Source organism: Streptomyces sp. NPDC002536, assembly GCF_053594995.1.
In genome coordinates, this window is record NZ_JBSFWU010000028.1 from 41,021 (window position 1) to 55,196 (window position 14,176).

General features: G+C 70.4%; 10 protein-coding genes and 1 pseudogene. 7 read left to right on the forward strand and 4 right to left on the reverse strand.

Annotated elements, in window-relative coordinates:
* The first annotated feature begins 54 nt into the window (after positions 1 to 54).
* The 4 genes and pseudogenes from ACWD4B_RS13225 to ACWD4B_RS13240 form a co-directional block, all read left to right on the forward strand.
* A complete protein-coding gene (locus tag ACWD4B_RS13225; protein ID WP_451420867.1) occupies positions 55 to 1,968 on the forward strand; it encodes a fatty acyl-AMP ligase in 1,914 nt (637 codons plus the stop codon).
* A complete protein-coding gene (locus tag ACWD4B_RS13230) occupies positions 1,965 to 3,689 on the forward strand; it encodes an acyl-CoA dehydrogenase family protein (RefSeq protein WP_451420868.1) in 1,725 nt (574 codons plus the stop codon). The genes ACWD4B_RS13225 and ACWD4B_RS13230 overlap by 4 nt, the downstream gene beginning before the upstream one ends.
* Positions 3,646 to 4,974, forward strand: coding sequence for an acyltransferase domain-containing protein (locus tag ACWD4B_RS13235; protein WP_451420869.1), 1,329 nt, complete (start codon positions 3,646 to 3,648; stop codon positions 4,972 to 4,974). Before ACWD4B_RS13230 ends, ACWD4B_RS13235 begins: the two co-directional genes overlap by 44 nt.
* 385 nt (positions 4,975 to 5,359) lie before the next feature.
* Positions 5,360 to 5,698: pseudogene (locus ACWD4B_RS13240) on the forward strand (4'-phosphopantetheinyl transferase family protein); the annotation flags it as partial.
* 117 nt (positions 5,699 to 5,815) lie between these two features.
* Here ACWD4B_RS13240 and ACWD4B_RS13245 read toward each other — a convergent pair.
* The 4 genes from ACWD4B_RS13245 to ACWD4B_RS13260 all read right to left on the reverse strand — a co-directional run bounded on the left by ACWD4B_RS13245 (position 5,816) and on the right by ACWD4B_RS13260 (position 10,362).
* Positions 5,816 to 6,430, reverse strand: coding sequence for a response regulator transcription factor (locus ACWD4B_RS13245; protein WP_451420870.1), 615 nt, complete (start codon positions 6,428 to 6,430; stop codon positions 5,816 to 5,818).
* A gap of 43 nt (positions 6,431 to 6,473) precedes the next feature.
* Positions 6,474 to 7,733, reverse strand: a complete 1,260-nt coding sequence (locus ACWD4B_RS13250; protein ID WP_451420871.1) for a sensor histidine kinase — start codon at positions 7,731 to 7,733, stop codon at positions 6,474 to 6,476.
* An 87-nt stretch (positions 7,734 to 7,820) separates the two neighbouring features.
* A complete protein-coding gene (locus ACWD4B_RS13255; RefSeq protein ID WP_451420872.1) occupies positions 7,821 to 10,097 on the reverse strand; it encodes a TOMM precursor leader peptide-binding protein in 2,277 nt (758 codons plus the stop codon).
* A 7-nt stretch (positions 10,098 to 10,104) separates the two neighbouring features.
* The gene (locus ACWD4B_RS13260) at positions 10,105 to 10,362 is read right to left on the reverse strand and encodes a hypothetical protein (RefSeq protein ID WP_451420873.1); all 258 of its coding nucleotides are present in this window, start codon (positions 10,360 to 10,362) and stop codon (positions 10,105 to 10,107) included.
* Between the two features lie 242 nt (positions 10,363 to 10,604).
* Between ACWD4B_RS13260 and ACWD4B_RS13265 the strand changes: the two genes are divergently transcribed.
* From ACWD4B_RS13265 to ACWD4B_RS13275, 3 genes are all read left to right on the forward strand, one after another.
* Positions 10,605 to 11,399 carry an AfsR/SARP family transcriptional regulator gene (locus ACWD4B_RS13265; protein WP_451420874.1) on the forward strand — a complete coding sequence of 265 codons (795 nt, stop codon included), beginning with the start codon at positions 10,605 to 10,607 and terminating at the stop codon, positions 11,397 to 11,399.
* A gap of 243 nt (positions 11,400 to 11,642) precedes the next feature.
* Positions 11,643 to 12,908, forward strand: coding sequence for a beta-ketoacyl-[acyl-carrier-protein] synthase family protein (locus ACWD4B_RS13270; RefSeq protein WP_451420875.1), 1,266 nt, complete (start codon positions 11,643 to 11,645; stop codon positions 12,906 to 12,908).
* A complete protein-coding gene (locus tag ACWD4B_RS13275) occupies positions 12,905 to 14,122 on the forward strand; it encodes a ketosynthase chain-length factor (RefSeq protein WP_451420876.1) in 1,218 nt (405 codons plus the stop codon). The genes ACWD4B_RS13270 and ACWD4B_RS13275 overlap by 4 nt, the downstream gene beginning before the upstream one ends.
* The last annotated feature ends 54 nt before the right edge of the window (positions 14,123 to 14,176 follow it).

Consider the following 14,176-nt stretch of genomic DNA (forward strand, 5'->3'; position numbering starts at 1 on the left):
TGCCTGCGTGCACGGCGCGAGTCCCCTTCGAGCGTCCTGACGGAACCTGCAGGCATGGCCGACGACTTGCACTTCCGCCTCGTGCCGGCAACGACGCGCTGGTACGCACCACTCCTGGACGATTTGAGCAGCCTTCGAGAGGGCGGGCATACGGTGCCGGTGCCCGGGCGCACCGAGGACGATGAGTGCGCGGCGTGGTCAGCCACGACACACGAGGGGGAGGCGTTGGACGGCTACCGCAGTTTTACCGATCTTGTACTGGCCAGGGCCGCACAGACGCCCGACAAAGAGGCGTTCGTCCTGCTGACGGAGCAGGCTGGGAAGGGCGAGCCGGAGACGGTGTCCTACCGAGCTCTCGACGACGGTGCCCGACGGCTGGCCGGATGGCTGCAGGACCGTGGGGCCGCGGGTGAGCGTGTGCTCGTTCTGCACGCGGACCGCAGGCTGTTCGCCATCAGCTTTCTGGCCTGCCTCTACGCGGGGGCCGTCGCCGTGCCTGCTCCGCCGCCCAGCGGTCGGCGTCACAACGAAGCGCGGATCGCGGCCATCGTCAAGGATGCACACCCCTGCGTCGCCCTGACCGACCCTGCCGACGCCCCCGACGTGTCCCGGATGCTCGCCCGTACTGGCCACGGCAACATCCCTTGCCTGGCCGCTGACGTGGTGCCGCAGTCCGCCCCGTGGCGCAAGCCGAAGCTCGACGGGGACACTGTTGCTTTCCTGCAATACACCTCGGGCTCCACCCGCGAACCGCGGGGCGTGGTGGTGACGCACGCCAACATCCTCGCCAACCAGCGCGTCATCTGCCGGGCGCTGCGCACGGTTCCCGGGGCGAGGCTCGGCGGTTGGCTGCCCTTCCATCACGACATGGGGATCGTCGGCCAGTTGCTGCATCCGCTGTGGCTCGGCGGCTCGTGTGTGCTGCTGTCGCCGGAGGCTTTCGTCCGACAGCCGGTCCGCTGGCTCGAGGCGATCTCCCGGTACGGTGTCGCGCTGAGCGGGGCCCCCGACTTCGCCTACGAGCTGTGCGTCCGCAGGATCACCGACGAGCAGCTCGTCGGACTCGACCTTTCCGGCTGGCTGACTGCGGTCAGCGGTGGCGAACCGGTCCGGGCCGAGGCGCTGCGCGCCTTCGCAGAGCGCTTCGCTTCCACCGGCTTCCGGGCCGAGGCGCTGTCTGCATGCTACGGCCTGGCGGAAGCCACCCTTCTGGTGTCCGGGGCGCCGTCCGGGGCTCCGCGGGCCGAGCGCCTCGTGGACGCCGCCGCCCTGGAACAGGGCACGCTGAGCGCGCCACGGCCGGAGCACCCGGCCAGGACTCTCGTCTCCTGCGGCATGCCCACCGGCACCGACGTGCTGATCGTCGCCCCTGAGACGGCCTCCGTGCTGCCGGACGGCGAGATCGGTGAGATCTGGGTGCGCGGCGACAGCGTGGCAGCGGGTTACTGGAACCGGCCCGGCGAGACGGCCGCGACCTTCGCCGGCCGCACTGCCGACGGACGGAGCGGCTTCCTGCGTACCGGCGACCTCGGCGCCCTCCTCGAGGGTGAGCTGTACGTGACCGGTCGGCTCAAGGACGTGATCGTCGTCGCTGGCCGCAACCTCTATCCCCATGACCTGGAACGCACCGTCCAGCAGGTCAGCGCGCTCTTCGCCGCCGGAACCGTGTTCTCTGCTCCCGGCGAACGCGAGCGGGTGGTGGTCGTCCAGGAACTGCGCGCCCGCACCCACTACGACGTCGACTACCCAGGCCTCACCGCCGCCGTGCACAGCGCACTCGCGGAGGAGCACGACATCCGGGCCGGGGCCGTCCTGCTGGTGCGCCCCGGCACCGTGCGCCGTACGACCAGCGGCAAAGTGCAACGCTCCGTCATGCGCGGACTGTTCCTGCAGGGGGAACTGCCGACGCTGCACCAGGAGATCACCCCCGAGCCCACCCCGTTACTGCCCGCAGGGAGCCGTTCATGACCCATGAGGACCGGATCGAACGGCTGGAGCACGCTTTCGGCCCGTTGGACGATCCTGGCAACCCTCTCGGCTTCGACGCCCTACTGGCAGCAGACGCCAAAGGTGAAGTGCTGCCCGGCGCCGAGCGGGTCCTCGACGACTTCGCGCTGAGCGCCGAGTTCGTGCCCGCACCACTCGGCGGTCGACTGGAGCGGATGGACGTGCTGGGCCGGGTGCTGCGTCCGGTGTTCCGCCGAGACGCCTCGCTCGGCTTCGGTTACGGTCTCAGCTGCTTTTTCGCTGCGGTCCCCGTCTGGGCCGCGGGTGATGCCCAGCAGCGTGCCCATGCCGCGCGAATGCTCCTGGACGGCCGCCGCATCGCGGTGGTGCGCCACGAGGTCGCGCACGGAAACGCTTTCGTCCGCGAGGAGTTCACAGCCGTCGCGCACGACGACGGCTACCTCCTGAACGGCAGCAAGGCCGTCATCGCCAACGCCTCCCGTGCCGGAGGCCTCGTCGTGTTCGCCCGCACCGACGAGGCCGCTGCCGCCAGGGGCCGTACTCACTCGGTGTTGTTCCTCGACCGTGCCGCACTGCCTCCGGACACCGTGACCGACTTGGCCCGGCACGCCACCGACGGCATGCGCAGTGCCGAGTTCGGAGGCCTGGCCGTCACCAATTGCCCGGCACCGACGAGTGCCCTGGTCGGCCGGCCCGGTGACGGCTATGAGATCTCGCTGCGCTCCTCCCTCGCCATCCGCGGGCTGATTCCCTCCATCGCTCTGGCGGGGGTGGACACTGCGTTGCGGACAGTCGTCCGCTTTGCCGCCCGCCGTCGCGACGACGGCCGCTCCGCGCTGGACGTCCAGCACGTGCGGGACGTGCTCACCGGTGCCTTCCTCGACCTGCTGCTCAGCGACTGTCTGGCGCTGGTGGCCACCCGAGCGCTGCATCTGTTGCCCGGGCAGATGAGCGCGTACGCAGCTGCGGCTGCTTATATTGCGCCGAAGCTGCTCGCCGAGTCGATGGACGAGATGTCGGCCGTGCTCGGCAAGGCGACGTTCGCCGAGGACGGCGCGTACGGGATGTTCCGGAAGCAATTGCGGGATCTTCCGGTCACCTCGCTGGGACATGCCGGCAGTGCCGGCCGCCAGGTGAGCATCGTGCCGCAGCTGCCGTTCTTCGCCCGACGAGCCTGGTTCGCCGACCCGGAGGCGCCCGCCGCTCTTTTCCGGCTCCACGACGGCCTGCCACCGCTCGACCTGGGCGCACCTGCGCTGCTCGGCGACGGCGACCCGCTCGCTGCGACCCTGGTCGCCTGCACTGACCGGTTGGAGACGGTCCTGCCGGCGTCCTCGGACTCGGATACCGGTGCCGCGCTCCGCTTCCTCGCCCGCGGCTTGACAGCCGAACTTGACGAGTTGCGACGCGAGTTCGGCGATATCGATCCTGCCGACCGCAAGTCCCTGGTCAGCCCCCATGCCTTCGGCCTGACGGACCGGTACACCCTGCTGCTCACGGCCGCGGCAACCCTGGGCGTGTGGCGTGAAGCGCATTCCGGTGGCGATGCGTTCCTGGCCGACCCGGCCTGGGTCACGGCTGGACTCTACCGACTCGCCCGGCGCCTCGGCCTTCCGTTGCCCGATCGGCCGTCGGCCGCAGGGGAGCGGGTACTCGCCGAGGTGCTGGGACGGTTGCATGGCCGCCGCAGTTATGACCTCTACGGCTCCGCGCTGGCTTGACGGCAGTGCGTTCGATCCCCGTGCATTCCCCCGGCCTTCGATGAAGGAGCACATGATGACCCGAGCGGACAGCGAATCCGTCTACAGAGACTGGCTGACGGAGCGGCTGGCCCGCTACCTGGGCCGCACCGTCGAGGCGGACGTCCCGTTCACCGAGTACGGGCTCGACTCGGTTGCAGCCCTCAGCCTGTACGGCGACATCGAGGAGGAGTTCGGACCGTTCATCGATCCCACCGACATCTGGGACCATCCGACCGTGCGGGCGTTGGCCCGGTATCTGGCGTTGTGCGATATCGGCCCGGACAGCGGCCGGGATGTCCGCGCCGCCTTCGTCTTCACCGGCCTGGGCTGCCAGCACCCGAGGATGACCTCCGGGCTCTATACCCATTCTGCCGCCTACCGGACACACCTTGACGAGGCCGCCGACGTCCTGTTGCCGTATACAGGAGTGTCCGTCGTGGACCTGATCCTCAGCGGCGACGCCAGGATTCATCAGACAGCGCTCGCGCAACCCGCGCTCTTCGCCGTGGAGTACGCGCTCGCCCGTGCCCTCGAGGAAGTGGGTGTGCAGCCGGTCGCGGTGCTCGGCCACGGCGTGGGCGAGTTCGCCGCTGCCGTCATCGGCGGCGCGCTGACGCTGGCCGATGCTGCCAAGCTGGTCGCGCTGCGGGGTGCGTTCATGCAGTACTTGCCGCCCGGCGGCATGATGGCGACGGGTGCGACCGCGTGCGAGGCTGCCGAATTCGCGGCCCGCGAGCCGGGCGTGACCATAGGCGCGGTCAACGCGGCCAAGGCCACGGTGCTGTCCGGGGAGACTGCGGGCCTGGAGCGGATCCAGGCCAGGCTGGAAGCGCGCGGCATCCTGTGCCAGATGCTCCAGGTCTCGCACGCTTTCCAGTCGCCGCTCATGGAGCCGATGCTGCCCCGATTCGAGGTGGCCGCACGCCGGCTACCGGGTGGCGCAGCCCGCCTGCCCTACTATTCGGGCGTCCGCGGCGGTTTCACCACCGAGCCTTTGTACGGGCGGTACTGGACGGCGCATGTCACCTCGCCCGTTCGTTTCGCCGATGCGGCCCGGCAGTTGCTCGCCCAGCAGACGCCGACACACGTCGTGGAGATCGGGCCCCGCGTTGTACTGACACCTTTCGTCCGTCGAATGGGCGGCTCCGCCGGCCCGAAGTGCCTTGCCGTGTGCCGGGGCCCGCAGACGAATGCCGTCGACCTGGCAGGCGTCCTCTCGGCGCTGGATGCGGGACCGCTGTCGAGCAGCCTTGTGGGGGCGTGACATGACCGGCGCCGATGCGGCAGGACCGATCGGCAGGCCGCTCGAAGTATGCGGTCCCGAAGGTCCATGGGACGTGTTCCGCGCGCAGCTGCGCAGCCCCGGCACCGCCGTGGTCCACGGACAGCTGAACCACTGGCTTCCCCATGTGCAGGACCCGGAGCGGCTGAGGCTGTTGCTGGGCCGGGACTGGCACCGCTACAGGAGCATGACGCACCCACGGACCCGGCAGCGTTTCACGGCGTCGCGCGTGTTGCTGCGGCAGGCCGCAGCGGCCGCCATCGGAACCGCTCCCGAACTGGTGGACCTGGCCTACCAGCCTGGCGGACGTCCGTATGTGCGCGGCTGTGACCAGATCGATGTCAGCCTCAGCCACACCGAGGAGATCATGGTCGTCGCGATCACCCGTCGGGGGAGGGTCGGTGTGGACGTGGAGCTCGCGGACCGGCAGATGGCAGGCACCGGTTCGGAGTCGCAGGCGTACACGGACTTCGAACTTGCGCGGCTGGACGAGGCGGATCCGGCGCGGCGGAACGATCTGCTCGTGCGGCTGTGGACGCTGAAGGAGGCCTACAGCAAGGCACTTGGCCAGGGACTGCGTTTCCGTTTCACCGAGTTCGGCTTTGCCCTGGAGGGGGCCGGTGCCCGGCTGGTGTGGCCGGACGGTCAGGATGCCGGTGCCCGGGAGTGGTGCTTCCGCACCCATGGTGTGTGCGACGGACGCTACGTGGTGAGCACGGCTGTCCACGACGGAGGCTTCGGGGGCTCGGCCGACCTGTTTGTGGAGACCACGCTGGACGAGGGGCTGCTCGATGCACTCCTCCACGCCTCCGGACACCAGCCGTCAGGGGATCCAGCCGGCCTCCTCCGCGATGCGGATGGCGTCGATGCGGTTGCGGGCGTTGAGCTTGGTGACGATGGTGGTGAGGTAGTTTCGTACGGTGCCTTTCGACAGGAAGAGGCAGCCTGCGATTTCCGCCGCGTCGGCGCCGCGCATGGCGAGCCGCAGCACTTCCAGCTCGCGGGGGGACAACGGATTCTCGGGTGAGTCCCAGGCGGAGAGCGCGAGTTGCGGGTCGATGACTCGCTGCCCCACGGCCACGTTGCGTACGGCCTGCGCCAGTTGGTCGGGCGGCGATTCCTTGAGGAGGAATCCCGTCACCTGTGCGGCGAGGGCGCGACGCAGCGTACCGGGCCGGCCGAGGCTGGTCAGGATCAGCGTGCGGCAGGAGGGCAGCTGTTGGTGCAACTCGGCGGCCGCAGTCAGGCCGTCGGTGCCGGGAAGGTCGATATCGATGATCGCGACATCGGGTCGTGCCGCCAGAGCGGATGCCACGATGCGGTCACCACGGTCGACGGAGGCGACGACGCGCAGGTCCGGTTCCAGCTCCAGCAGGGCGATCAGTGCCCCGCGGATCATGTGGACATCTTCGGCGAGCAGGATTTTGACGTCGAGCATCGGTTCCCCCCGTGGTCACGATGACAGTGAGACCTGTGGTGGCTCAGGCTGCTGAATAGACGGAGTCGTCGGGCAGCAGCGTCAGGCTGCCCGGCTTCACCGGTGCTTCTGCGGCCAGCCTGAACCAGCCGCTCTCCTGAACACCCGCTTCGATCCGGCCGCCGACTGCGGACAAGCGGGTGCGCAGATTGCCGATGCCGCTTCCGCTGTCGGGGGAATGGAGCCGGGGAGCGTCCGGCACGCCGTCGTTGACCAGACTCAGCTGCACTGTTTCCCCCTCTGTGCGTGCCTTTATCACGCAGTTCTGCACCTTACTGTGCCGGAGGATGTTGGTGATCCCCTCCCGCAGCGTGGTGGCCAGCACGGTGTCGATCACCGGATGCAGCCGTCCGACCTCGACGTCCACCGTTGCCCGGATGTCGGCCGACGCCAGCATCGAGGCTGCCGACTCCGCCTCCGTCTGCAGTGACATCTCCCGGTACCCGCTGGCCACCAGACGTACGTCGGCGAGGGCCTGCCGCGACACGTCCAGCACCGAGGTGATCTCCTGTCGAGCCTGGTCGGGGCGGGCCGGGACGAGCCGGTAGATCAGCTCGGTCTTGAGTGTGATCGTCGAGAGGCTGTAGCCGAGCAGGTCGTGAAGGTCGCGGGCGAACCGGAGGCGCTCCTCGGCGACGGCCATGCTGGCAAGCCGGGCGCGGGAGGCGTGCACCTCGTGCACGAGGTCGTTGAGCCGCGTCAGCCCGTAGATCACCAAGCCGGTGAAGAGCGTGGACAGGACGAGGTACGAGCTTTCCAGCCAGCTGAGGGGGACCACCAGCTGGAACGAGGCGGGGATGGCCACACAGACGGCGAACAGCGCCCACGCGAGCGGAAAGGGGACAAGCAGCAGGATCGATCCTGCAAGCGGCCCTGTCATGCTCACCCATGCCCGGTCGAAGAAGAGGACCGGGGCATAGGTGAACAACGCCTGCGCTGTGAGCATGCAAATGCGGCGGCGCTTCGACCAGCCCTGCGCCTTGGGGGAGGAGTGCAGGAACTGAAGAGTGAAGACGATCGCAACGATCGCCAGCGAGCAGGTCACGGCCGATGCACTGCGGCTGTATTCCAGCGAGTTGAGGGAGACCACGATCGACAGACAGGACAGAACCACGATGGTGATCGTCCTGGCCAGCCGGGGAGCCGGCAGATCCCGGTCGGCCAGGCGCGGCACGGCGCCCTGTGGTCCTTCGGCCCCGAGTTCTGCCGGTCGTCGAGTGCCTGGTTTCACGCGGCCCACACCCTGTGCTGCGACTGGCTCCACCAGGTATCTCCTCGTCAGGACTCGTAGTAAGACCGCATATTAGGCCGGGTGGTGCACGGTCACCACTGTCCTTGTTGCGGGTCCAACTCAGACGAAGAGCGGGATGGGATTGAGTTCCTCCCGGTAAGTGCGGCGGTCGAGATGACCCAGCTGCACCGGGACATCGAAGAGCCGACCGGGGGCCAACCTGGCCCAGATGTGACGCATGCCCGGTACAACTACCTTCGCCACCGGGAGTTCGGCATCGGGCCGCGTCTGGTCCAGCACCAGCATCTCCATGTCCCGCTCCCGCACGAGCCGTTCGCACATTGCGATTTCCTGGCGGATGTCAGAGTGGGGTGTATAGGGATAACTGGTGGGAGTGCGGGCAGATTCGGCTGGATCGGGCATGAGGTATGGCTGATTCCGTATGGTCGCCCCGGACCACCAGGACACAAGATCCGGGTCCGTCGTGCCGTATCCGGTGTCTCCGGAGCCCGTCGGCAGCAGCTGGGCCATCTCGGTCAGCGCCCTGCGCAGGGCGAACCGCGGGTCGAAGTGCGCCCCGAAGCCGAAGGCGATGTCCTCGGCGGGGCCGTCCGGGCGCCGGGAGAGCGCGGCCATGACGGGGATCCCGAAGTCGGAGGTCAGGTCCAGTACCCACACGCGGCGGCCCGCCCGGGCGTACGCCTCGCGCAGGCGTGCGAGCCACGGTTCGTCGAAGGTGTCCAGGCCGACCGCCGGGCGGCGGGTGCGGTTGTACCACCACTGCGCCACGGCGTCGCGCTCCACGAGCTCCAGGAATCCCTGGACGATCGCGTCCTCCAGGCTGCTCCCGGCGGCGTTGCCGTTGGAATCGGCCCACAGTTCCTGCGCCGGTCCGCCCGGTCCGGGACCGAAATACAGCAGGGAGGTCGGTAACAGCCTCTGGCTGCCTGCGGTCAGCGACCAGACGGGCGTCCACGCGGTGGGTGTCGACGGGTCGAACGGTGCGGGCACCTGCTGGAGCGGGGAATGCCGGGTGTTCCAGTGCTCGCGGTCGCGGAACTGCCACTCGGCGAACAGCTGGCACGTGTTGGGGTGCAGGGCCTCCTCGCCCAGGCCCGTCAGCGAATCGTGGATGACCGGCTCGTCGCCCTGTCGGGTGCCGCTGTGCCGCTCGACCGCTTCGCACATCGCGCTGACCTGTGCCTCGAGAGCCGTGACCCCCTTGCCGCCGCTGAGGCTGCGCAGGCCCCCGCGCACCCAGCCGAGGCCGTGGCCGGCGAGCGCCAGGTTGTGGCCCGAGACATAGCGGTTGAGGCCCTCGGGCGTCCGGTCGTCCCGCCGGACCCCGGTGACAATCCCGGTCACGGGGCCGATCAGGTGGCCGTAGCGATCGAGCATCTGCTCAGGGCAGAGCGCGCGGTGGTGGTACCCGCCGTCCCGCGTCGCCTTGGGCCGGGATGCCGGAACGACGGGGCGGATGGCGCGACGGGCGACCAGTGACGGGTCGCCGCACGCGGCGCACTGCGGTCGGCGCTGCACCCGGTGGCTGGACGTGCGCAGCGTGAGCGTGTCCAGGGTGGAGACCGCCCCCTGGCACGGGTGCTCGATACCGCCCAGCCACTTCACCGCCTCCAGGACCGCCATGTGGAGCCCCAGCGCGCGCCCGGCCGCCAGTGAGGCCTCGGGCCTGGGCAGCAGGCCGTCGCCGCCCAGGGCGTGCTGCACTGCGAGTTCGGCGCGTCGGTGCCCTCTCAGCCGGGTGGCCAGACAGGACCAGCAGGCGCCCTCGCCGGGCCGGAAGACCGGCCCGGTCCAGGCTTCGGCCCCGACCGGCTTTGTCAGCAGCCAGGGCCGGCCCGCCGCCCGGTGCCAGGCGTCGATCTCCTGCAGCTCCGGTGCCAGGTAGTCGTCGCACACGACCAGGGAGAACCCGGCCGCTCCCGGGGTGGGACGGTCGCTCGCCGGAGCGACCGTCAGCCCGGAGTCCCGGCAGGCGGCGCGGGCCTCCGCAGCGTCGCAGCGGCCGACGGCGAGGACCTCCACCACGGTGCTGGTGCGCTCCTGGGCCGTGCGCAGTCCGTCGGACGCGGCGAGGTCCCAGTACGCCTGCGCGGCGCCGTCGCCGGGCTCCTGCGTCGCGTCGCGGTATCCGATGAGCCCCGCCCTGCCCAGCTCTGCGATGAGCCGGCCCGCCTCGACGGCGGGGAGCATGCAGCCGGCCTCGCTCAGCACTTCCCGCAGGGTGCGGGTGCCGTCGAGCAGCGGAGCGAGAGCCTGGATGTGCTCCCCGAAGAGCGCGGTGACACCGCGGGGGGACAGCAGATAGGTGGCTTCCTCGGGGACGACTTCGGCACGTAGGTGCCGCCGGAAGCCCACGTGCAGGCCGTCGGTCGCCATCGCGGGCTCAGAGCGCGCGGGGGATGCCGGTCAGCAGCGCGAGTGCGGCGGGGTCGGGCCGGTCGAGATCTTCCATGACCAGAGCCCGGCCGGTGTAGAAGGGCTCGGCCGCCGACAGACCGAGCTCGGTCATGACGGACACGGGGTCGGCTGCGTACCGCTGCCCAAGGTCCGGCTCGAGGCCGACACGGGCGACGAGCTCGGCGAAACGGTGGTCGTCGTCGGCAGTGTGCTGGGAGTGCGAGGTCAGGTGGACCGTGGACATGTGAATGTTCCCTCCCCTGTAGGCCGCGTCGCCGGGCGGCGTCCGCTGCCTCGCATTCTGTGATCGTCGCCACCACTCCGCCCAGTGCACTGATCACCACCAAGGCATGACATTTTCACGATTGCGCTCATGAGCCCCTCACTGGGACTTCGGCCGCCGCGATGCCAGGCTCCGTGTCTGCTCCGAGAGGAACCGCCGGACCCACGCCCGGCAGGTACGGCTCGAAAGGGGAGAGCACTTCTATGGATGTCAAGGTTCTGGGCCCGCTGAGGGCGTACGAGCGCGGAGTGTCGTTGGTGCCGAGCGCCGCCAAGCCGAGGCAGATCCTCGCGCTGCTTGCACTGCACGCCGACCGCGTCGTCACCGTTCCGACGCTCATGGGGGAGATCTGGGGCGAGGACGTCCCTCGCAGCGCCGCCACGACGCTCCAGACCTACATCCTCCAGCTGCGCCGGAAGATCGCCGTCGCCCTCGACGGCGATCCGCTGCGCAACGCCAAGGACGTGCTGGTCACCCGGCACGGTGGCTACCTCCTCCAGATCCAGCCCGGTCAGCTCGACGCCCACGAGTTCGAGCAGATCGCCTGCTCCGGCCGGGCCGCCTTCGACGCCGGTGACTACCGGGCCGCCTCCGATCTGTTGGCCGAGGGGCTGGCCATGTGGCAGGGGCCCGCGCTCGTCGACGTACGCGTCGGCGGCGTCCTCGAGCTGGAGGTGCTGCGCCTGGAAGAGGAGCGCATGGCCGCGCTGGAGCGGCGCATCGACGCCGACCTGCGGCTCGGCCGGCATGCCGAACTCGTCTCGGAGCTGCACTTCCTGGCGGCGCGTCACCCCATGCACGAGAACTTCTGCGCCCAGCTGATGGTGGCCCTGATGCGCTCGGGAAGCACCTGGCGGGCGCTCGAGGCCTACCAGCGGCTGCGTCAGACCCTGGTCGACGAGCTCGGCCTGGAGCCCTCTGCCAAGCTCCAGCAGCTCCAACGAGCCGTGCTGTCCGGCGAGTCGGACCATGAGCAGCTGTTCCAGCGGGCCGGCTGATCTCCGCCCGGGCCCGGCGCACAAGCACCCGCCCCCCGTCTCGCCACACGAGTCGACGAGCGCACGAGCGGCCGTCGAGGACCGGCACGAACCATGACTGCACCGGCCGCGCCCAACAGTTCCGTGAGCGGCCCGACCGAAGGGATCCACAGTGGCCCGCACAGTTCCGTCCGGCTGGGGGTGCTCCCGGCACAGCGCGGGGGAGCGCCTCCGGCAGACTCGGGTGAAGGCGAGGTAGTCGGCATGCGCAGAGTCGTCATCACAGGCGTGGGCGTCGTCGCCCCCGGCGGAGTAGGCGTCAAGCAGTACTGGGATCTGCTGACGGCGGGCCGCAGCGCCACCCGCACCATCACCTTCTACGACGCTTCGCCGTTCCGGTCCCGGGTCGCCGCCGAGTGCGACTTCGACCCGGCGGCCGCGGGGCTGTCGCCGCAGGAGATCCGCCGGCTGGACCGGGCCGCGCAGTTCGCCGTCGTCTCCACCCGCGAGGCGATCGCCGACAGCGGCCTGGACCTCTCCGCGCTCGACCCGGGCCGGGTGGGCACCTCGCTCGGCAGCGCCGTGGGATGCACCACCAGCCTGGAGCGCGAGTACGTCGTCGTCAGCGACGGCGGCCGGAAGTGGAACGTCGACCACGAGTACGCGGTCCCGGAGCTCTACCGGCACTTCGTGCCCAGCTCCTTGGCCGCCGAGGTCGGCTGGGAGGCCGGCGCCGAGGGCCCCGCGGCCGTCGTCTCCACCGGCTGCACCTCCGGGCTCGACTCGCTCGGCCACGCCGTCGAGTTGATCCGCGAGGGTACCGCCGACGTCATGATCGCCGGCGCCACCGAGGCCCCGATCTCGCCGATCACCTCGGCCTGCTTCGATGCCATCCACGCCACCACCCCGCGCAACGACACCCCCGAGAGCGCCTGCCGCCCGTTCGACCGCACGCGCAGCGGCCTGGTCCTCGGCGAGGGCGCGGCCGTCCTGGTGCTGGAGGAGCTCGAGAGCGCCCGGAAGCGCGGCGCCCACATCTACGCCGAGATCGCGGGCTTCGCCTCCCGCGCCAACGCGTTCCACATGACCGGCCTCAAGCCGGACGGCCGTGAGATGTCCGTGGCCATCGACGCCGCGCTCGACGCGGCCCGGCTCGACCCGACCGAGGTCGACTACATCAACGCGCACGGCTCCGGCACCAAGATGAACGACCGTCACGAGACCGGTGCGTTCAAGCGGAGCCTGGGCGAGCACGCGTACAACACCCCGGTCAGCTCCATCAAGTCGATGATCGGGCACTCGCTCGGCGCGATCGGTTCGCTGGAGATCGCCGCCTGCGCCCTGGCCATGGAGCACGGCGTGCTGCCGCCCACCGCCAACCTGCACGAGCCCGACCCGGAGCTCGACCTCGACTACATCCCCCTGACGGCCAGGGAGCAGCAGACGGACGTCGTGCTCAGTGTGGGCAGCGGCTTCGGCGGCTTCCAGAGCGCCATGGTGCTGGCCCGTCCCGAAAGGAGCGCGCGATGAGCGCCACAACGGTGGTGACCGGACTCGGCATCGCTGCACCCAACGGCCTGGGTACCGAGGAGTACTGGAAGGCCACCCTGGACGGCCGGTCCGGCCTGGGCCGCGTCACCCGCTTCGACCCCGCGCAGTACCCGTCGAAGGTCGCCGGAGAGGTTCCCGGCTACGTCGCCGAGGAGCACATCCCCAGTCGGCTCATGCCGCAGACCGACCACATGACCCGCCTCGCGCTCACCGCCGCCGACTGGGCCGTCGAGGATGCCGGCGTCGACACCGCGCAACTGCCCGAGTACGGCATGGGCGTGGTCACCTCGGCCTCCGGCGGCGCCGTGGAGTTCGGCCAGCGCGAGCTGCAGAACCTGTGGTCCAAGGGCAAGGAGTACGTCAGCGCGTACCAGTCCTTCGCCTGGTTCTACGCCGTGAACACCGGTCAGATCTCCATCCGGCACAAGATGCGCGGCCCCAGCGGCGTGCTGCTGACCGAGCAGGCGGGCGGCATCGACGCCATCGGCCACGCCCGCCGGCACGTCCGCGGCGGTGTGCCGCTCGTGGTCACCGGCGGCGTGGACGCGGCCCTCTGCCCCTGGGGCTGGGTGCCGCAGATCGCCTCGGGCCTGATGAGCACCGTCGACGACCCGGCGCGTGCCTTCCAGCCCTTCGGCGAGCAGGCGAGCGGATACGTGCCGGGCGAGGGCGGCGCGATCCTGGTCGTCGAGGACGCCGGCTCGGCCCGCGAGCGCGGGGCCGCCCAGATCTACGGCGAGGTCGCCGGCTACGCCGCCACCCTCGACCCGCGGCCGGGCAGCGGCCGCCCGCCGGGGCTGCGCCGCGCGGCTGAGAACGCCCTCGCCGACGCAGGTGTCACCCCGGACGCGATCGATGTCGTCTTCGCCGACGCCTCCGGCGTCCCCGAGCTCGACAAGGCCGAGGCCGAGGCCATCGGCGGGCTCTTCGGGCCGCGTGCCGTACCCGTCACCGCCCCCAAGACGATGACCGGCCGACTGCTGGCCGGCGGGGCGGCCCTCGACGTCGCCACCGCGCTGCTGTCGCTGCGCGACGGCGTCGTCCCGCCCACCCCGGGTGTTCCCGCCGCGGCCCCCGGTTACCCCATCGACCTGGTGACGGAGGCCCGTGAGGCGGACCTGCGCACCGCGCTCGTCCTGGCCCGTGGCCACGGCGGGTTCAACGCGGCGCTCGTCGTGCGCCGCGCCGCCTGAGCGGACCGCATCGCCGCTCCGTCGCCGACTCCACCACTCCACCACCATCGAGAA